The organism is Aestuariimicrobium sp. Y1814 (assembly GCF_050113895.1).
GTDB lineage: Bacteria > Actinomycetota > Actinomycetes > Propionibacteriales > Propionibacteriaceae > Aestuariimicrobium.
Map to the genome: position 1 here is coordinate 43,049 of NZ_JBNJRW010000002.1, position 18,794 is coordinate 61,842.

The following is an 18,794-nucleotide window of genomic DNA, read 5'->3' on the forward strand; positions in this document are numbered from 1 at the left end:
GTGATTCCCGTAGCCAACGGTGGTGTGCTGGTGACATCAGTCGAGGTGACAGCACCCCACCGGCGGACGAAAGGAAAGTCGCAATGAAGCTCCTTGAACCGAGCCGCATCGGCTCGATGACCCTGAGGAACCGGGTCTTCATGGCCCCCATGGGCACCACCAGTGAACCGGACGGCAGCTTCCACGACCGGTCGATCCGGTACTACGAGGAACGCGCCAAGGGCGGGTTCGGCCTGATCATCACCGGCGCGAACCAGGTCAACACGAAGTACGAGCAGAAGGCCTGCAATGTGATCGGCAGTGAGCGCTCGTTGAACCAGGTGGGTTTCCTGGCTCGCCGGGTGCACCACAACGGGGCCAAGCTCTGCGTGCAGCTGACCCCGGGGCTGGGACGCATGCAGTTGCCCTTCGCCGCCGACATCGCCCCCAAGGCCGCCAGTGCGGTCGAGTCGTTCTGGTTCCCGGGCCTGATCTGTGAGCCGTTGACCACCGAGGAGATCGCCGACCTGGTGGAGTGCATGGGGCGGGGCGCCGCGATGGCCAGGCAGTCCGGCGCCGATGCCGTCGAAATGCACGGCTACGGCGGCTACCTGATGGACCAGTTCTCGTCCACGCTGTGGAACAAGCGCACCGACGAGTACGGCGGCGACCTCGACGGACGACTGAAGTTCCCGCTCGAGGTGGTGGCCGCGGTCCGCGAGGCTGTCGGGCCCGACTTCCCGATCATCTACAAGTTCACGGCCTACCACGGTGTGCCCGGTGGTCGTGAGCTGGACGAGGGCATCGAGATGGCCAAGAAGCTCGAGGCGGCCGGGGTGGATGCCCTGCACGTCGACATGGGCTGTTACGAGGCCTGGTACAAGGCCATCGACACCGTCTACCAGGAGGCGCCCACGCAGGCGTGGCTGGCCGCCGAGATCCGCAAGCATGTCTCGGTGCCGGTGCGGACCCAGGGCAAGCTGCAGGACCCGAACCTCGCCGAACAGGTGCTGGTCGACGAGATGGCCGACTTCGTCGGGTTGGCGCACGGGGCGCTGACCGAGCCCCACTGGGTGAACAAGGTGCGCCGCGGCACCGCCTACGACATCGTCCCCTGCATCGGCTGCAACGAGTGCCTGTTCGCCGGGTTCTCGGGCAACCACTACCACTGCGCGGTCAACCTACGCCGAGGACTACTTCCCGGTGACCCCGGCCACCGAACGCAAGCGGGTGCTGGTCATCGGCGGTGGCCCCGGTGGCATGGAGGCGGCGATCATCGCGGCCGAACGGGGCCACGAGGTCGAACTGTGGGAGCGCACGGCCCGGCTGGGTGGGGCGCTGCTTGCCGCCGGCGGCCCGGTGTTCAAGAAGGACGTGCTCGACTACGCCGAGTACCTGGTCAACAAGACCCACCGCAGCGATGCGACCGTCAAGACCATGAAGACGGCCACCGCCGCCGAGGTGCTGGCCGGCAACTGGGACAAGGTCATCCTGGCCGCCGGGTCACGAGCGACCATCCCGCCGATCAAGGGCATCGACGGACCCAATGTCGTGCTGGCCAATGACGTGCTCACGGGCAAGGCGAAGTTCGGCAAGAAGGTCGTCGTGCTGGGGGCGGGGTTGGTCGGCGCCGAAACGGCTGCCCACTGCAAGACCGAGGGTGCCGAGCAGGTGACGGTGATCGAGATGCTGCCGCAGCGGCTGATGACCGTCGAGCACTGCCGCAACAACGAGCAGGCGCTCGACCAGTTGCTGGCAGACACCGAGGTGGAGTTCATCACCAGCGCGAAGTTGACCGAGTTCGGCGACGGCATCGTCACCTACGAGGTGGACGGCACCGAGCACCACCTGGTCACCGACACCTCGATCATCGCTTCGGGCTACACCTCCAACAACGAACTGTTCGACGAACTCATCGAGCATGTCGATGTCGAGATGGTCGGTGATGTGATCGAGCCGGACAGCATCCTGACCGCGGTGCACGGCGGGTTCCACATCGCGCGGAACATCTGATCAATAGCGGTAGCACTTCGTGTTCGCCGGAGCGGGCTTGCCACTGAAATGCTGGTAGGCCCGCTTGAACCCGTCGCAGCGCAACAGGTCCTGCGTGCCGGAGGCGCGGTAGCCGACGTAGCGGCTGATCAGGCCCATGTCGAAGTTGTCGGCGGCGGCGTTGGAATGGGGGCGGCGCACGGTCCAGTACCAGATGGCGATGGGGGCCGAGTAGTCGAGGCTGGCGGCCAGGTTGGGGTTGCCGAGCAGGTTGATGCCCAGGTAGCTGCCGGCCGGGCCGTAGTTGAAGTCCCCGGTCAGCTGGATGTAGCCGCGGCCGCGGTAGGTGGCGGTCTGGCCGGCCTCCTGCAGGGCGTAGTCGAAGGTCGACTCGTAGGCCAGGGTCGACAGGAAGGCGGCCTTGCGTTCGGGGGTGGTGATTCCGGCCTGTCGCATCGCCCGGTTCAGTGAGGGCAGCCCTTCGGCCACCCTTGGCGAGGTGGACACCTTGGAGCCGAAGATCGCCTTGAGGTCGGCGAGGGTCACGTCGTCGCCGGGGGCGTGGATCACGCCCCCGCCGGTGCGCGACTGTGGGGCGGTGGTCACCACGGCGGGTGCCGCGGTGGTGGTCACGGTGGCTGCGCGGACGACCGGGGTTGCGCTCGTGGTCGGGGTGGGCTCCACGCTCGGCGTGGGCGTTGGGCTCGGCGTCGGCGTTGGGCTCGGCGTCGGCGTTGGGCTCGGCGTCGGCGTTGGAGTCGGCGTGGTGGTAGCGGGCGGCACCCGGGTCCAGACACCCGGGCTCACGACAGCGGAGGTCGTCGCCATGATCACGCCCAGCAGCACTGCAATGGTGGCACTCATCCGATAACTCCGTCCCCAAACCGATGCCTGAGAGTCTTTCAGAAGTTCATCGGTCTCTCACCTTGTTCTCATCCTTCTCGGCGAGCATCCTTGGCGTGATGTTTGATCGGAGAAACCTGCTGCGCGGCGCCTCGGCACTGGGCCTCGCCGGCCTCGGCCTACCCGCATTCGACGCCTTCAACCTGACCTCACCGGCGATGGCCGACCCCGGCAACCTGACCGATTTCCAGTTCTCCTCCAGCCCCGTGCTGCCCTTCGGCCAGTTCCGCCAGCTGCAGCACCCATGGACGCGGCCCGTGGTGCCGCTTGACGAACATGCCCGCATCGACCCCGGCTACTTCGGTGACCCGACCCCGCTGGCGAGCATGGAGGCCCGCATGTCGAGCCTTCCCGAGGTCGACCCCACCGACCCGGGCACGAAGTCGACCACCCTCGACCCCAACAATGTCCCGGCCGGCTTCAGCCCGGTCTCGCTGCGCTACAACCCGGCGCCCGACCAGGTGCTGCAGGCCGACGGGTCGATCCTCTACCGGCGCACCGACGGCAAGCTGATCCACCACCCCACCCTGGCCGGCACCTGGTTCAGCAAGTTGAAGTTGTCCTGGCAGATGACCGGCGTCTCGTCCTACCGCGACGCCGCCCTCGCCCAGGGCAGGACCATGCGCGACAACCTGGTCGACCAGGCCGGGGTGCTGTGGGCGACCTACGACATGCCCACCGAGCACCACGGCCAGAAGCTGCCCGACCCGTGGGTGTCTGCCTTCGGCCAGCAGCGGGCGGTGCAGGTGGCGCTGGGGATGCACGAGCTGACCGGCGACTCCTCGTGGGTCCAGGTCGCCGAGAAGGCCTTCGCGGCGTTCGGTCGTCCGCGTGACCCTGCCCAACCGGGCTACTGGGTGACGGCCAAGGACTCCGACGGGTACCTGTGGTTCGAAGGGTTCCCGGTCGCCAGCGGTGTGCCCACGATGACCTACAACATCCACCTGACTGCGCTGTACGGGCTGGCGGCGATGTTCCCGGCCCCGTTCAGCAATGCCCACCGCGAACAGGTTCGCCAGCTGGTCTTCGCCGGCATGGCCACCGCCGCCCACTACGCCCCGAAGGTGCGCAACCCGCAGCAGTGCTCGTTCTACTACGCCCAGCCCGAGGTTGACCCCAGGACGCACAAGTTCTACCACGCGGCCAATGCCGGGGCGATGTGGACGATCTACGACCGCACCGGGTACGCCCCGATGGCCTGGTGGGCCACTGCCCTGGCCCGCGACTTCCCCGTGCACCGCGGCGGTGGGCTGGTCTGGATCAAGGCCGGCACCTACCACCTGCGCAAGGTGTGGGACTCCGACGAGGACGACGGCCGGGTCTGGACGGTCACCTTCAAGGTCGACACCCGGCTGCCGGCCGATGCCCGGCAGGGAGCCCGGGCCGGGCAGGCCGGCGCCAACAAGCACCTGCGCAAGTGGATCCGGCTGGCCGGCGGCCGGGCCCCCGGCTGGTGGATCAACGAGCAGCCCGGGCGGGTGTTCCTGGAGGGTTTCAACGTCGACCGGATGAACTTCCGTGAACCGATGGAGCTCTACTTCGAGCCGAACGTGAAGATCAAGGGCATCTCCAAGAACGACCGCGGCTTCGACCGTGCCGGCACCGAAGTGCAGGCCAGCTGGTCAAAGGGCCAGTCGACGGCACTGTGTGACATGGCCGCGACCGTCGGCGGACGACAGTACGTGCGCGTGATCAACGGGGTGTTCAAGGGCAAGTGGCTGCCCACCGGGTCGAGTGTGCACCTCGGCCCGCGCTACTTGGGTTGAGCTTGCGGGCCGAGGTACTCCCCCCCGGCCCGCGAACCATCGATGTAGATCCGACGGCGGCGACGAGAGAGCATTCATGGGCCCCTCGGGTTCGCGGTCATGTCAACAGCCTGTTCCGCACCGCTTCGATCTCCCGAGCCCAAGCCTGTCCCATACGCAGGGCATCGTCCAACGCCACATGGACGCCATCTCCATCCGCCACGCCATAAACCTGTCGAGCGACATCCCGGCATCGCCTCAACCGCGGCGGCGACCGACACGCCAACGCGGCGCCGCGTTGCACCACATCGCGAAGGTCCGTCTCGCCACGGACCCTGAGACCCGGGCCTACGCAGCGAAGCTCACCAGCGCCGGCAAGAGCAAGAAGGAGGTCCTGGCGGCGATCCGCGCGGCTGTGGTGAGCGCGTCGGGTGGCACCCGCCTCTGCGTCTCCGTCGCGATGAACTCGAAAGCGCCGCTTGACAAACAATAGGAGCATCACCCCCCGGTCGAGCTCCGCCGCGAAGAAAGCCGATGCGCTGCGCCCGATCGCGTTCGCCCTGCGTAGTTCCTTGACCTCGCGCTCCAACTCCGCCAGCCGGGTCGCGTCGTCGGTGGTCGTTCCCGGGCGTCGACCCTCATCGATCTCCCTGCGCGCGACCCACCCCCGCAACGTGTCCGCCGGCACACCCAACTGCTGACCGATCCGGCTGCAGGCCCCACGATCACCCCCAGGACCACCACGGGCCTCGACCACGAGCCGCACCGCTCGCTCCTTCAACTCCGGTGGGTGCGGGACACCTCGACCTGACCGCCTGGTGCCAACTCCTGGCCCTGACCGGCCATGACGCCCGCCGCTGGGAACCCAAACGCCTACGACTACGCCTGTTCGCCATCCCCGCGGTTCTGGTCCGATCCGCACGCCAGGTCCGGCTACGGATCGCCGACCACAACCCATGGGCCCACCTGCTCAGCCGAGCCACCGAACGCCTGACGACCCTCCCCGCGCCCACCTGACCCCGGCCATCCCCTGCCCCACCAACCCCTGCAACACCCCGGACCCGTGGACATCCCGCCCAACCCGAGCGACAACAGGCCCAGTTGTCACACCCACCTGCCAGAATCAACCCCAGACGCCGACCCCCAAGGCATCACAACCACCCACAGCCACCAGATGAAAGATCGAGGCTAGGCCCCGAGCAGACCTCCACCACCGACATCTACCTCCACGCCGACATGGAACCACGAAGGCAGCCCTCGACAAGACCAGACCCCCAGGAGTCACCGCAGTTGTACCAATCCACCCAGCCGGCGGTGGCGTACTCGACGTCGACGAGGGTTCTTGTGGGGACCGGGGTGGAAGATCGTGGTGCGGATGCACTCGGTCTTGTAGAGGCCGTTGAGTCACGGCGTTGGCTGGGTGCTGGGGTGGAGTCCGGAGCAGACCTCGAACCGGATCAGGCTCGACTTCCCCGATGATGACAGCAGGCGCCTCATAGCGTCCCGCCTGCCTCGCCGCGGAGCCAGACCGTGGTGGCCTCCCCTCAGCCGTCGAAGTGCCACTCGATCCGACGGCTCCACCGCTGACCCGGACGAAGGATCACGCCCTCGGCCCAGTCCTGGTTCGGGGAATCGGGATGGTCATGGGGTTCCAGTGCCATCGCATCACCCTGCCGCAACCGCTGCGCCCCAGCCTCGCCCCCACCGGCCCCGGCACCAACTGCACCCGCCCAGACCAGCGCCCCGTCCAGGAAGTTGCCCGTGTAGACCTGCAGGGCCGGCGCATCCGAGACCAGCCGCAGCACCCGCCCGGTGACCGGCTCACGCACCACCGCCACCTCGCGCAGCCCGGCCCCATCGACGTCGAACGAATGATCGATGCCCTTGGCCAGCCCGATCTGCTCGTCCGCCACTCGCACCCGCGCACCGATTGGCGCCGGCTCACGGAAGTCGAACGGGGTCCCCGCCACCGGCACCGGCCCCGAGGTCGGAATCGAGGCCGCATCAATCGGCACGTACCTGCTGGCCGGAACCTGCAGCAGGTGCTCATTGATCGTCCCACCACCGGCCAGGTTCAGGTACAGGTGGCTGGTCAGACCCAGCGGGGTCGGCGCGTCAGTGGTCGCCGCCAAGTCCAGCGTGAAACCGTCCTCGACCAGCGTGTAGGTGGCGGTGGCCTCGACCGCACCGGGGAAACCCTGGTCACCATCAGGACTACTCAACCCCAGCACGACCCGGTCGTCGGACAACTCGAGCAGTGTCCAGACCCGGTGCGAGAACCCGTCGGCGCCGCCGTGCAGGGTGTTCGGTGCCTCGTTGGTCACCACCTGGTGCTCGACCCCGTCAACAGTGAAACGTCCACCGGCGATGCGGTTGGCATAGCGCCCGACGATGCAGCCGAAGTAGCCGCCGGCCAGCCCGCCGAGGTAGCCCACCGCATCACCGAAGCCGACCAGCACCTCGGTCGACGGGTCGTCGGCGACCAGCCGGTAGCTCATCGCGGCCGCCCCGGCGTCCAGCACCTGCAGTCGTCCGGCACCGACCCCGGCCAGGGTGAAGCGCTGCACCGCTCGTCCGTCGGGCAGGCTGCCCACCGCCTCGGGGGCGTTCGTCGTGGTCGAACTCATCCCTTGATCACCTCGTTCATCGTCTCGATCGGAATGCGCGACTGCTCGTGTCCCTTGATGATCGCGCGAATGGTCTCGGTCGGCAGCTTCGGCACCCGATTCTCGTCACACAACCCGTTGGCCTCCTGCAGGGTGTCGGTCAGCTGGGTCCAGCAGAACCCCGACAGCACCGGCGAGCGGCGCACCGGTTCGATGATCGCGCGCACCCGCGCCTCGTAGTCATCGGCGTCCTGGGCTGACGAATAGCCCCAGGTCTCGTCGGCACTGCGGTTGGTGACGAACTCCACCCCGCCGAACTCGGTCAACAGCACCGGGGCGTCACTGCGCTGCCGGTCGCCCACGACCAGCGGGCGCCCGGCCGGGCCGCAGACGCTGAGCAGCTGCGCCACTCCTTCAGGGGTGTAGCGACTCTCCATCACCTCACCGCGCCACTCGTAGTCGTGGATGGTCATCAGGTCGGAGTCGGTGTGTTCCCACCCGTCGTTCGAGATCACTGGACGAGTCGGGTCCAGGGCGCGGGTGAGGTCGGCCAGCCCCCGGGTGAAGGCCGCCTGCTCCGGGCGCCGCGAGATGTGGGTGACCCCCCACGACTCGTTGAACGGCACCCACACCAGCACGGACGGGTGCGTCTCGTTGGCCCGGACGATGTCGACCCACTCCTGGGTGAGCCAGGCCACCGCCTGCGAATCGAAGGAGTAGGCGGCGGCGGTCTCGCCCCAGATGGTCAGCCCGAGAGTGTCGGCGAAGAACAGGAACCGGGGGTCCTCCACCTTCTGGTGGATGCGCGCCGAGTTGAACCCCAGGTCAAGGATCAGCTGCACCTCGTCCTTCATCGCCTGCACCGAGGGCGGGGTCAGGCACGACTGCTTCCAGTAGCCCTGCTCGAGCACCGAACGCAGCTGGAACGGGATCGAATTCAGCGTCAGCCCAGCCGGGTTGGTACCGACCTCGCGGTAACCCAGGTAGGAACGCACCTCGTCGCGGCTGCCGTCGCGACCATGGACCACCACCCCGGCATCCATCAGCGCCGGACGGTGCGGCCACCACAGGAAGGCCTCCAAATCGACCCCGCTGGTGACCCGGGCCAGCGACAGCACCACCTCGGTCGACTGTTCCTGCACCTCGACCCTCGTCGTGGCGAGCACATCACCGTCGAAGGCGATGGCCAGCTCGACATCGACCGGCTCGAGCGGGCGGCGGTTCAGCTCGACCACGGCCCTGACCTGGGCGTTGGAGATGTCCGGGCGCCACACCACCCGGGCCAGGTGCAGCGGCGGCACCGACTCCAGCCAGACGGTGCGCCAGATGCCGCTGGTGCGCTCGTACCAGATGGCGTGCGGTTCGGGCAGCCAGTCCTGCTTGCCGCGGGGCTGGCGGGTGTCCAGCGGGTCGTCGAAGGCCCTGATGACGACGACCTGCGGGCCATCGTGGGGGTGCAGGGGGTCATCCCCCGCATGCAACAACGCGTTGGTGATGTCGATGCTGAACGGGGTCTGGCCGCCGCGGTGGGTGCCCACCTGGTGCCCGTTGACCCAGACCGTGGCCTCGTAGTCGACCGCCCCGAAGTGCAGCAGCAGGCGACGTCCGGGTTCGTGCCCGGCCCCGGCGAGGTCCTCGTCCGAGAGTTCGATGCGGTACCACAGGCAGGGGTGGAAGCCGGTCGCCCCCAGCCCCGAGGCCGCCGATTCGGGCGGGAAGGGCAGTTGGATCTGCTGGGTGAAGACCGACTCGTCGGCGAACCAGCGCTCGTCGAGGCCGACCAGGTCGTCGTCGTGGGCGAAGCCCACCACCCGGTCGAGCAGGGTCGCAGCCGAGCGGACGAGGGTGGGCCGCGGGTAGCTGCCGTCAGCCTTCGAGGCTGGCTCGACGCAGGCCAGCGTGGCGGCAGTCGTGGTCATGTGGTGTCTCCGGTCTTCTTGGGTGAGCTGGGTGGGGTGGTCAGGGTTTGGTGGGCTGGTCGAGGGTGGGGGGTTGGACGGTGACGGTGCGCCCGTCGAAGTCGACCTTCGACAGCCACATCTGGCGGCCGAAGGCTTCGTTGCCGACCTCGCCGGGCAACCAGGCGTGGTAGACCATCCACCACTGCTCGCCGACCTTGATCATCTGGTTGTGGCCGGGGCCGGCGGCGACCTCGTTGGTCACCAGCACCGGGTCGGGGTGCTTGGTGAACGGCCCGGTGGGGCTCTCGGCGACCGCGTGGCCCACGGCGTAGCGGTCGGAGCCGTAGTCGTTGGCCGAGTAGAACATGTGGAACAGGCCGTCGATCTCGACCAGGGCGGGCCCCTCGACCAGGTTGCCCTCCCACGGCAGGTCCTGCTGGAACAGGTTGGTGGTCTCGCCGGTGACGCTCATCCCGTCGGCGCTCAGCGCCGCGACCTTGATGAAGGTGTCGACACCGATGGCGTTGCCGTCGTTCTTCCAGTAGAGCCAGGCCTTGCCCGAGGAGTCGATGAAGGGGGTCGCGTCGATCGACCCACCCTCATCGATCTCACACATCAGCGGCTCGGACGATTCGTCCACGTAGGGCCCGGCGGCGGTGTCACTGACCGCCACCGACAGGCATTGCCAGGCCGGGTCGGGGGCCCTGGTGGTGTAGTAGAGACGGTAGCTGCCGTCGGTCCACTCGATGATCTCCGGTGCCCAGACCTTGCCCGAGCTCGACCAGCCCGGCAGCGCCGGGAGCGCATCGCTGCCCTGGGTCCAGCTGACCATGTCGGGGCTGGTCAGCACCTGCACGTTCATCCCGTTGCCGTTGGTGGCGATGGCCAGGTAGCCACCCTCACCGTCGGCGATGACCTGCGGGTCGGGGAAGTTGTACGGGTAGACCGGGTTGGTGAAGCCCATGGTGTCTCCTGGGTCCTGGGGGTCGGCCTGGCCGCTGCAGCCCGCGATCGCGAGCAGCAGCGCCAGGACGAATGGGACGACGGCTTTCCTCACGGTTGCGGCCAGGTTCCCGGAGCGCTGTTGGCCGTGGTGAGGGTGAACCAGTCGAAGGTCGCGGCGGTGTTGAACTGCGATCCCCCACCGGCGTAGAGCCCGATCTGCGGGGTGGTGCCAGCCGCGAAGGTCCAGGTGGCCCCCCAGGTCCAGGTCACCCCGTCGTGGCTGATGGCCGCCCGGTAGAGGTGGTCACCGTTGGACTGCTGGTGGTGGGCGATGCGCAGGTACATGGTCGGGTTGCTGGGCCCGACGATCGCCCCGCCCCAGGACAGGCCCGCCCCGGGCCCCGCCGAGGTCTCTCGTCCCCATTCGACGGTGCGGGTGCCCCAGATCGAAACCGACCCGAGTCGCGCGAAGTCATCGTCGGTGTTGCGGACGATGAGCCCGGCCTGCTGGAAGTTGCGGTTGTTGGTGCCACTGCCCAGGTCGAGGGTGAACTTGACCGTCGCGATCCAATCCCCGGTCGGGGCATTGCGCATCAACAGGGCGCCGGTGTTGGCGGTGCCCACGACATCGACCGCCTTGAGCGGCCAGACCAGGTTGCCGCCGGTGACCCGGGTGTCGGTCTGCGGGCGGACCCAGGTCCAGGACGGGTCGACGTCGGTGCCGTTGAACTGGTCGGTGAACAGCACCTGGCCGGCGAGCGGCTGCGGGGCGAGCCGGGTCGCCTCGACGGCCGGGCGGGCGGCGGTCAGGTTGTCGACCAGTCCCTGCCCGATGAACCGGACCGGTCCCTCGTTCAGGCTGTAGCGACCCAGGTCGAGCCGGACGACCGCGGCCGGGTCGGCCAAGTCCTCCATCGAGACCGAGGCGGTCAGCCGCCCGTTGTCGAGTTCGACGATGACGCTGGTCCAGCCCTGCATGGTGGGCAGGGTGTCGGTGCCGGAGGCCCCACCGGCCTTTGCCTCCAGCGTGCCGGCGACCGGGTCGACGAACAGCTTGACCTGGTTGTTCTTGCCGATGAAGATGTTCATCGGCTCGTCGGACAACAGGTCGAAGCGCAGCCGGAAGTCACCGGCGGGCAGGTTCGAGGTGTTCGACGTGCCCTTGATACGGGCCGAGTCGCCACCCTGGGGGTCACTGACCCGGGTGGCCCGCTCGATGCCGTCGGCGGGGTCCCACGGGGTGGCGCTGAGCAGCGACTGGGTGACCGGTGCCGGCATCGGGGTGGCCGAGGGCCCGGAGCCGGCGTTGACGACCGGCCAGCCGTCGATCCAGTCGATCGGGTCCATCAGCATCGGGCGACGGTTGATGCCGTGGGGCTGGTTCAGCCACGGCTTGTTCTTGTCAATGGCGTGGTACAGCAACCAGTCGCGACCTGCCGCGTCGGTGAACATGGCGTTGTGGCCGGCACCGATCCACTTGTTCCCGTTCTGGGTGACGACCAGGGTGCCGCCGGTGACCGAGGCGTTCATGTCCCGGCCCTCCTTGTCGAGGAAGGGGCCCATGGGCGACTTCGAACGACCGGAGAAGACCGAGTAGCCGGTCGAGGGGCCGGCGCAGCAGTTCGCCGAGGAGGCGAACATGTAGTACCAACCGTCGTGCTCCACGACATAGCTGCCCTCGTAGCGGTCCCAGTGGCCGACCTGGGTGGGCTCGCCGACCACGCTCAGGCCGTCAGCGCTGACCCGGGTGACGTGGGTGCCGCCGTAGTAGCCGCCCCAGTAGAGGTACTGGTTGCCGTCGGTGTCGGTGAACCCGCTGGGGTCGATCGTGTTGAACCAGTCGCCGTTGCCGGGGCCTCGGGGGGCGATGATCGGCTCGTCGGTCGGGGTCCAGGGGCCCTTCGGGTCGTCGGCGGTGGCCACCCCGATGGCGTAGTCGCCGCCGGGGTTCAGGGTGGTGTCGGTGACGGTGAAGTACATGACGTAGCGGCCCTGGATGTAACGCACGTCGGGCGCCCACAGCCCCGCGTTGGCGGTGGCGTAGGACGGGCGGTTCGCCGCGGTGAAGATCGGGCCGACGTACTCCCAGTTCACCCAGTCGCGGGTGCGGCTGATGTGGCCGACGACGCTCGGGCCACCGGAGCGCAGCGGGTCGGCGGTCGCGTAGGTGTACCACCAGCCGTCCTTGCCCTGGATGACGGCCGGGTCGGCGTAGGTGTCGGCATAGGGGGCGGAGATGTCGTTGGTGTAGGTCGCCCCGCCCGGCTCGGCCGAGCCGGCGGGGGTGACCAGGGTCAGGGCCAGGCAGGCGGCCAGGGCAACCGCGAACCAGCGTCGCAGTCGGAGGGGATGGGTGGTCGACATCGTTGTCTCCTAATTGGTGAGGGGTGGTGGTGAGGGGATCTGGGTCAGCCCTTGAGGCCGCTCGCGGCCACGCCCTGGATGACGTAGCGCTGGACGAACACGAACAGGATCAGCACCGGCACCGCAGCCAGGGAGGCGCCGGCCATGACCACGGGGTAGTCGATGGTGTAGGAGCCCTGCAGGCGCGACAGGCCGACCGGCAGGGTGAGCATGTCCTCGCTGAACAGCACGTACAGCGGCCACAGGAAGTCGTTCCAGTTGGCCAGGAACTGCAGCACCAGCAGGGTCACCACGGCCGGGCGGGCGTTCGGCAGCATGATCGAGAAGAAGATGCGCACCGGGCCCGCGCCGTCCAGCCGCGCTGATTCCTCCAGCTCGTGCGGCAGGGACAGGAAGAACTGGCGCATGAAGAACATGCCGAAGGCACTGGCGGCGCCGGGTAGGATCAGCGCCTGGTAGCTGTCGAGCCAGCCCAGCTTGCTGAGCAGTTCGAAGTTCGGCATCAGGAACACGAACCCGGGAATGAACATCGTCGAGATGATCGCCACGAACACCGCGTTGCGCCCGGGGAACTGCATCCGGGCCACGGCGTAGCCGGCCATCGCACAGACCAGCACCGAGACGACCGCGAAGATCGAGGCGATCAGCACCGAGTTCAGCAGCCACGACAGCACCGGGGCGCCCGGGTCGTTGAACAAGGTCGTGAAGGCCTGGGTCGTCCATTCACGCGGCAGCAGCGACGGTGGCGCGGTCTGGGCGTCGACGTTGGTCTTGAACGCGGTCAGGATCATGTAGACGATCGGGGCGATGAAGACCAGCGCGAGGGCGACCAGCAGCAGCCAGAAGAACGGGTTTCGGGTGGCGCGCCGCATCACAGGGCTCCCTTCTGTTCGCGCTTGATGGCCTTGGCGGCGCGGCGTTCCAGGGCGGCGCCGCGGTCACGCAGCAGCCAGAACTGCGCGATCGAGACCACGGCCAGGAACAGCGCCAGGATGTAGGACTCGGCTGCCGCCGCACCCGCGCGGGACTGGCTGAAGCCGAGGTCGGTCATCACCATGAGCACGGTGCGGGTCGTCTCGGTGGGGCCGCCGTTGGTGATCAGCAACGACTGGCCGAACATGTTGGCGCTGGCCAGCACGGTGGTGATGAAGATGAAGATCAGCACCGGACGAAGGCCCGGCAGCGTGATGTGGACGAACTTCTGCCAGGCGGAGGCGCCGTCGAGGGAGGCCGCCTCGTAGTGCTCGGTGGGGATGTCGGCCAGGCCGGCCATGTAGATGATGGCGTTGAAGCCCATCGTCCACCACACGGTCACCCCGACCAGCGACACCCACGCCCAGGGTTGGGAACTGGTCCAGGAGATCTCGGTGCGCAGCACATAGTTCACGAAGCCGAACTGCCCGTCGAGCAGGTAGCGCCACATGACGCCGATCACGGCCACCCCCAGCACGTAGGGGGCGAAGAAGGTGGCGCGGAAGAAGGTTCGTCCGGGGAACTCGCGGTTCAGCAGCAGCGCCAGGGCCAGCGGCAGGCTGATCAGGAAGGGCACGCTGAGCAGCACGAACAGGCCGGTGTTCTTCATGCCGTTCCAGAACGGCTGGCTGATCACCGCTTCGGGGTCGAAGATGTCGGCGTAGTTCTGCAGGCCGACCCAGGGACGCCGTTCGAGGGTGAAGTCCCAGTCGTGCAACGAGATCCACAGGCCGTAGACGGCCGGTGCGACCACGAAGCTGCAGAACAGCAGCAGGAACGGCGCCATGAACAGCCAGGGCACGAGCGGGTTTCCGTGCACGTGGCTGCGGCGCCGCCGGGGCGCGCCCGTCCCTGTGGGTTGGGACGAGCGCGCCCGGGTGGCGGGGCCAGCACTCATCGATTCAGCCGTACTTCTTGACGTTGGCTTCGAGGATCTTGTTGGCGCGCTCGACGGCCCCGTCCAGGGTCGACTTCACGTCCTTCTGGCCCAGGACGATCTCGTTGAAGGCCTTGTCGAACTCGGCACCGGCGTCGCCGATACCGGCCACGGCGGGCAGGAAGACCAGGTCGTCGATCTGCTTGGCGAGTTCGGCCTGGCCGGTGAGGGCCTGGAACTCGGCCGACTCACGCACCGAGTTGCGGGCCGGCACCTGGCCGCCCTTGGCCCACTCGAGGGAGTGCTGGGAGATCCAGTTGAGGAACACGCGCGAGGCCTGGTCCTTGTTGGCGTCGGGGGTCTTCTGGGTGGGCAGCACGAACTGGTGCGAGCCGGCCCAGGCGGCGTTCTTCCCGCCGATGTTGGGCAGGCGCGAGACACCCCACTGCAGGTCGGTCTTCTCGGCGAGGGTGTTGAGCGACCAGATGCCGTTCCAGTTGAACGCGTTCTGGCCGTTCTGCAGGGCCAGGAAGTCGGCGTCCTGGTCGACCTTGGCCGGGGAGTAGCCCTGCTTGATGAGGTCCTGGAACCAGGTGAAGGCCTTGACGCCCTCTTCGGAGTTGTAGGTGGCCTCCTTGGCGCCCTCGCTGTACATCGAGCCGCCGAACTGGGCGATCAGCGACTGCATGCTGAGGCCGCCGGTGAACAGGTGCGGGCTGGCCCAGTGGCCCTGGATGCCCTTGCCCTTGAGCTTGTCGAGGGCGTCCATGTAGGAGTCCAGGTCGAGCGGCGGGCTGTCGGGGTCGAGCCCGGCGGTCTCCATCAGGGTCTTGTTGTAGAAGAAGCCGAGCGGGTGCACGTCCAGCGGGATGGCGTAGCGGACGTCGTTGTAGATGCCGGCTTCCCAGGGCACGGGGGCGAAGTCGTCGGCCGACAGTTCCAGCGCGCTGGCCACGTCGTCCAGCGGCTGGATGACCTTGCGGGCGGCGTTGGTGGCGACCGAGTCGACGTGCATGACGGCGATGTCAGGGCCCTTGTCGGCGGTGACCGCGGTGGGCAGGGTGGTGTAGTAGTCCGACCACTGCATCACGCGCATCGAGACGGCGATGTTCGGGTACTCGCCGTTGAACTGGTCGACGAGCTTCTTCATGAAGGCGCCGTCGCCGCCGGTGAAGCCGTTCCAGAAGGCCAGGTCGACCTTGGGTCCGTCGTAGCCGCCCTTGCCGCCGTCGCCGGTGGCGGTGGGGGTGTCGGTGGCCGAGCTGCCGCCACAGGCACTGAGCACGCCAACGGCTCCCAGGCCCATGCCGGTTGTGAGGATGCCCCGACGGCTGAACGCCGGGGTGCGGGAATTGGTCATTGAGGTTCCCTTTCAGGGACGAACGGAGGGTAGGCACGCCCAACGGCAGCGGTGCCGTGGTGGAGCGCAGCGGTGCTCGGCATCGAACCCCGCGGTCAAGTTGTGACACCAAGTTACAACGGGAGTAAAAGTTTTACAACGGGAGCAAATCACAGTGACCAAACCGAGATCTTCCCCGATAGGGTGGTGGCATGGCAGCGACCCTGCGCGACGTCGCGTTGCTGGCCGGGGTCTCCCCCAAGACGGCCTCCAACGTGATCAACGACCGCCCGCACGTGAAGCCCTCGACCCGGGCCAAGGTCGAGGCTGCCATCGCCGAACTGCACTACCGCCCGAACCTGACCGCACGCCAACTGAAGTACGGACGATCGGGCTTCCTCAACCTGGCCATCCCCCAGATCGACTGGCCCTACTTCGCCGAGTTGGCGGCCCGGTTGACCGAGGCGGCCACCGAGGCCGGCTACCTGCTGCTGCTCGACGTGACCAGCGCGACCCACGAGGCCGAGGCGGCGCTGATGGCCGGCGTGCAGCCGAGCAAGGTCGACGGGCTGATCTTCTCACCCCTGGCCCTGAGTGCCGAAGAGATCGCCACCCGCACTGACACCACCCCGATGGTGCTGCTGGGTGAACGTGCCGTGCCCTCTGACCATGACCACGTCTCGGTGGACTCGGTGGTCGCCGCCAAGGCGATGACCGAGCACCTGATCGGGCTCGGGCGCCGCCGGATCGCCGCCATCGGCCGCCTGTCGAACAGTGGCACTGCCTCGGTGCGCATGGAGGGCTACCACCAGGCGCTGGCGGCAGCCGGCCTCGGGCGGCGCTCCGAGTACGAAGAGGGGGTCGGTGACTACCTGCGCAGCGAGGGCAAACTGGCGATGGCCAGGTTGCTGGCCCTGCCCGAACCCCCCGATGCGGTGTTCGCCTTCAACGACCTGATGGCCATCGGTGCGCTGCAGGCCTGCCGCGAGGCGGGCGTTCGGGTGCCCGAGGACATTGCGGTGGCGGGCTTCGACGACATCGCCGAGTCGGCCTACACCGCGCCCACCCTCACCACCGTCGCCCCCGACCTGGACGTGCTCACCAGCGAGGTGCTGCGGCTGCTGCTGACCCGCATCGACGGCAGCCGCACCGAGGCCGAGGACGTGCAGGTGCCCTGGCAGATCGTCGTCCGGGAGAGCACGGGCGGGTAGCCGCCACCGCGGATGCGCAGGTTCCTGCCCAGAAGACACACCGGCAGGGATGGGCCTGTGCAGGAACTTGCGCATCGGCGGGTGGACGAGGTCGCGAGCGCGGGGACGAGTCCCTTGTGCACAGGCTGTGGACAACCCGGCTCACCTGTGGACAACCCGCGGACCCGATGACGACGAGCCCTGTCACGGCCTAGATTGGGCACCATCAGGCGACCGCCACCACCCCCCAGGAGGACAACGATGCCCAGCACCGTCAAGGGAGTCATCAGCCGCAGCAAGGACGCCGACGTCGAGGTCGTCGACATCATCGTCCCCGACCCCGGCCCGGGCGAGGCGGTGGTGAAGGTCCAGGCCTGCGGCGTCTGCCACACCGACCTGCACTACAAGCAGGGCGGCATCAACGACGACTACCCCTTCCTGCTCGGCCACGAGGCCGCCGGCACGGTCGAGGCGGTCGGCGAGGGCGTCACCGAGGTGGCGCCGGGCGACTACGTCATCCTGAACTGGCGCGCCGTGTGCGGCCAGTGCCGTGCCTGCGCCAAGGGTGAGCCGTGGTACTGCTTCAACACCGCCAACGCCACCCAGAAGATGACCCTGACCGACGGCACAGAGCTGACCCCCGCCCTGGGCATCGGCGCCTTCATCGAGAAGACCCTGGTGGCCGCCGGGCAGTGCACCAAGGTCGACCCGGCCGCCCCTGCCACCGCCGCCGGCCTGCTCGGCTGCGGCGTGATGGCCGGCTTCGGTGCCGCCGTGAACACCGGCGCCGTGCGCCGTGGTGAGTCCGTGGCCGTCATCGGCTGCGGCGGGGTCGGCAACGCCGCCATCGCCGGGGCGGCCATCGCCGGGGCCACCACCGTCATTGCCGTCGACCTCGACGACCGCAAGCTCGAGGCAGCCAAGGCATTCGGCGCCACCCACACCGTCAACTCCGCCGACCGCGACGCGGTCGAGGCGATCCAGGAACTGACCGGCGGCTTCGGCGCTGACGTGGTCATCGACGCAGTCGGTCGTCCCGAAACCTACAAGCAGGCCTTCTACGCCCGCGACCTGGCCGGTCGCGTGGTGCTGGTCGGCGTGCCGACCCCCGAGATGACCCTCGAGCTGCCGCTGCTCGACGTCTTCGGACGAGGGGGCTCGCTCAAGTCGAGCTGGTACGGCGACTGCCTGCCCTCGCGTGACTTCCCGATGCTGATCGACCTGTACCAGCAGGGCCGCTTCGACCTGGATGCCTTCGTCAGCGAGACCATCGGCATCGGCGACATCGAAGAGGCCTTCGCCAAGATGGGCCGCGGTGAAGTGCTGCGATCGGTGGTCGTGCTGTGAACGCGCGCATCGACCACACCATCACCTCGGGCACCTTCAGCCTCGACGGGGGCACCTGGGACGTCGACAACAACGTGTGGGTGGTCGGTGACGACACCGAATGTGTGGTCATCGACGCCCCCCATGACGCCAACGCCATCCTCGAGCTGGTCGGCAACCGCAAGGTGGTCGCGATCGTGGCGACCCACGCCCACGACGACCACATCGTCGCCGCCGTCGAGCTGGCCGAGGCGACCGGTGCCCCGACCTACCTGCACCCCGACGACCGGATTCTGTGGGACGACGTCCACGAGGTCGGCCCCGACGTGTCACTGGCCGACGGCGACGAGATCGAGGTGGCCGGGGTGAAGCTGCAGGTGCTGCACACCCCCGGCCACTCCCCCGGCGCCTGCTGCCTGTATGTGCCGGCCCTGGGTGCGCTGTTCAGTGGTGACACGCTCTTCCAGGGCGGCCCCGGCGCAACGGGGCGTTCCTTCAGCAGCTTCGAGACCATCATTGAGTCCATCACGGGCAAGCTGCTGGTGCTGCCTGCCGAGACCGTGGTGCACACCGGCCACGGCGAGACCACCACCATCGGTGAGGAGGCCCCGCACCTGCAGGAGTGGATCGACCGCGGCCACTGACATCGACCAGC

The 18,794-nt window shown here is 68.2% G+C and carries 15 protein-coding genes and 2 pseudogenes; 8 read left to right on the plus strand and 9 right to left on the minus strand.

From position 1 onward, the window contains the following. Nucleotides 1–83: 83 nt before the first annotated feature. Both ACQE3C_RS02445 and ACQE3C_RS02450 read left to right on the plus strand, forming a co-directional pair. Nucleotides 84–1,064: pseudogene (locus ACQE3C_RS02445) on the plus strand (NADH:flavin oxidoreductase); the annotation flags it as partial. Nucleotides 1,065–1,209: 145 nt separating this feature from the next. Continuing rightward, nucleotides 1,210–1,992 carry an FAD-dependent oxidoreductase gene (locus ACQE3C_RS02450; protein ID WP_434537615.1) on the plus strand — a complete coding sequence of 261 codons (783 nt, stop codon included), beginning with the start codon at nucleotides 1,210–1,212 and terminating at the stop codon, nucleotides 1,990–1,992. Here the strand turns inward: ACQE3C_RS02450 and ACQE3C_RS02455 are convergent, their stop codons facing one another. Beyond that, nucleotides 1,993–2,655: a glycoside hydrolase family 19 protein gene (locus ACQE3C_RS02455; protein WP_434537616.1), complete on the minus strand. Its 663-nt coding sequence runs from the start codon at nucleotides 2,653–2,655 to the stop codon at nucleotides 1,993–1,995. Nucleotides 2,656–2,933: 278 nt separating this feature from the next. Here ACQE3C_RS02455 and ACQE3C_RS02460 point away from each other — a divergent pair, with 278 nt between their 5' ends. Continuing rightward, a complete protein-coding gene (locus tag ACQE3C_RS02460) occupies nucleotides 2,934–4,640 on the plus strand; it encodes a D-glucuronyl C5-epimerase family protein (protein WP_434537617.1) in 1,707 nt (568 codons plus the stop codon). A gap of 178 nt (nucleotides 4,641–4,818) precedes the next feature. Further along, on the plus strand, nucleotides 4,819–5,112 hold the full coding sequence (locus tag ACQE3C_RS02465) for a hypothetical protein (RefSeq protein WP_434537944.1): 294 nt from the start codon (nucleotides 4,819–4,821) through the stop codon (nucleotides 5,110–5,112). A 12-nt stretch (nucleotides 5,113–5,124) separates the two neighbouring features. Here ACQE3C_RS02465 and ACQE3C_RS02470 read toward each other — a convergent pair. Further along, nucleotides 5,125–5,400: pseudogene (locus tag ACQE3C_RS02470) on the minus strand (transposase); the annotation flags it as partial. 5 nt (nucleotides 5,401–5,405) lie between these two features. Here ACQE3C_RS02470 and ACQE3C_RS02475 point away from each other — a divergent pair. Beyond that, nucleotides 5,406–5,636 carry a transposase gene (locus ACQE3C_RS02475; RefSeq protein WP_434537618.1) on the plus strand — a complete coding sequence of 77 codons (231 nt, stop codon included), beginning with the start codon at nucleotides 5,406–5,408 and terminating at the stop codon, nucleotides 5,634–5,636. Nucleotides 5,637–6,163: 527 nt separating this feature from the next. On the opposite strand, the gene ACQE3C_RS02480 is transcribed toward ACQE3C_RS02475, so the two are convergent. Genes ACQE3C_RS02480 through ACQE3C_RS02510 form a run of 7 tightly spaced genes read right to left on the minus strand, consistent with a single transcriptional unit; the run spans nucleotide 6,164 to nucleotide 15,644 of the window. Continuing rightward, on the minus strand, nucleotides 6,164–7,246 hold the full coding sequence (locus ACQE3C_RS02480) for an aldose epimerase family protein (RefSeq protein WP_434537619.1): 1,083 nt from the start codon (nucleotides 7,244–7,246) through the stop codon (nucleotides 6,164–6,166). Then, the gene (locus ACQE3C_RS02485; RefSeq protein WP_434537620.1) at nucleotides 7,243–9,144 is read right to left on the minus strand and encodes a glycoside hydrolase family 2 protein; all 1,902 of its coding nucleotides are present in this window, start codon (nucleotides 9,142–9,144) and stop codon (nucleotides 7,243–7,245) included. The genes ACQE3C_RS02480 and ACQE3C_RS02485 overlap by 4 nt, the downstream gene beginning before the upstream one ends. Nucleotides 9,145–9,184: 40 nt before the next feature. Next, the gene (locus tag ACQE3C_RS02490; protein ID WP_434537621.1) at nucleotides 9,185–10,183 is read right to left on the minus strand and encodes a glycoside hydrolase family 43 protein; all 999 of its coding nucleotides are present in this window, start codon (nucleotides 10,181–10,183) and stop codon (nucleotides 9,185–9,187) included. Beyond that, nucleotides 10,180–12,435: a family 43 glycosylhydrolase gene (locus tag ACQE3C_RS02495; protein WP_434537622.1), complete on the minus strand. Its 2,256-nt coding sequence runs from the start codon at nucleotides 12,433–12,435 to the stop codon at nucleotides 10,180–10,182. The genes ACQE3C_RS02490 and ACQE3C_RS02495 overlap by 4 nt, the downstream gene beginning before the upstream one ends. Nucleotides 12,436–12,479: 44 nt before the next feature. Then, nucleotides 12,480–13,307 carry a carbohydrate ABC transporter permease gene (locus ACQE3C_RS02500; RefSeq protein WP_434537623.1) on the minus strand — a complete coding sequence of 276 codons (828 nt, stop codon included), beginning with the start codon at nucleotides 13,305–13,307 and terminating at the stop codon, nucleotides 12,480–12,482. Beyond that, nucleotides 13,307–14,305 carry a carbohydrate ABC transporter permease gene (locus ACQE3C_RS02505; protein ID WP_434537624.1) on the minus strand — a complete coding sequence of 333 codons (999 nt, stop codon included), beginning with the start codon at nucleotides 14,303–14,305 and terminating at the stop codon, nucleotides 13,307–13,309. Before ACQE3C_RS02505 ends, ACQE3C_RS02500 begins: the two co-directional genes overlap by 1 nt. A 4-nt stretch (nucleotides 14,306–14,309) precedes the next feature. After that, entirely contained in the window at nucleotides 14,310–15,644 is a 1,335-nt protein-coding gene (locus ACQE3C_RS02510) for an ABC transporter substrate-binding protein (RefSeq protein ID WP_434537625.1), read from the minus strand. 191 nt (nucleotides 15,645–15,835) lie between these two features. On the opposite strand from ACQE3C_RS02510, the gene ACQE3C_RS02515 reads away from it, so the two are divergent. From ACQE3C_RS02515 to ACQE3C_RS02525, 3 genes are all read left to right on the plus strand, one after another. Further along, nucleotides 15,836–16,834, plus strand: a complete 999-nt coding sequence (locus tag ACQE3C_RS02515) for a LacI family DNA-binding transcriptional regulator (RefSeq protein ID WP_434537626.1) — start codon at nucleotides 15,836–15,838, stop codon at nucleotides 16,832–16,834. 240 nt (nucleotides 16,835–17,074) lie between these two features. Further along, a complete protein-coding gene (locus ACQE3C_RS02520) occupies nucleotides 17,075–18,160 on the plus strand; it encodes an S-(hydroxymethyl)mycothiol dehydrogenase (RefSeq protein WP_434537627.1) in 1,086 nt (361 codons plus the stop codon). Beyond that, the gene (locus ACQE3C_RS02525; protein WP_434537628.1) at nucleotides 18,157–18,783 is read left to right on the plus strand and encodes an MBL fold metallo-hydrolase; all 627 of its coding nucleotides are present in this window, start codon (nucleotides 18,157–18,159) and stop codon (nucleotides 18,781–18,783) included. Before ACQE3C_RS02520 ends, ACQE3C_RS02525 begins: the two co-directional genes overlap by 4 nt. Nucleotides 18,784–18,794 lie beyond the last annotated feature (11 nt).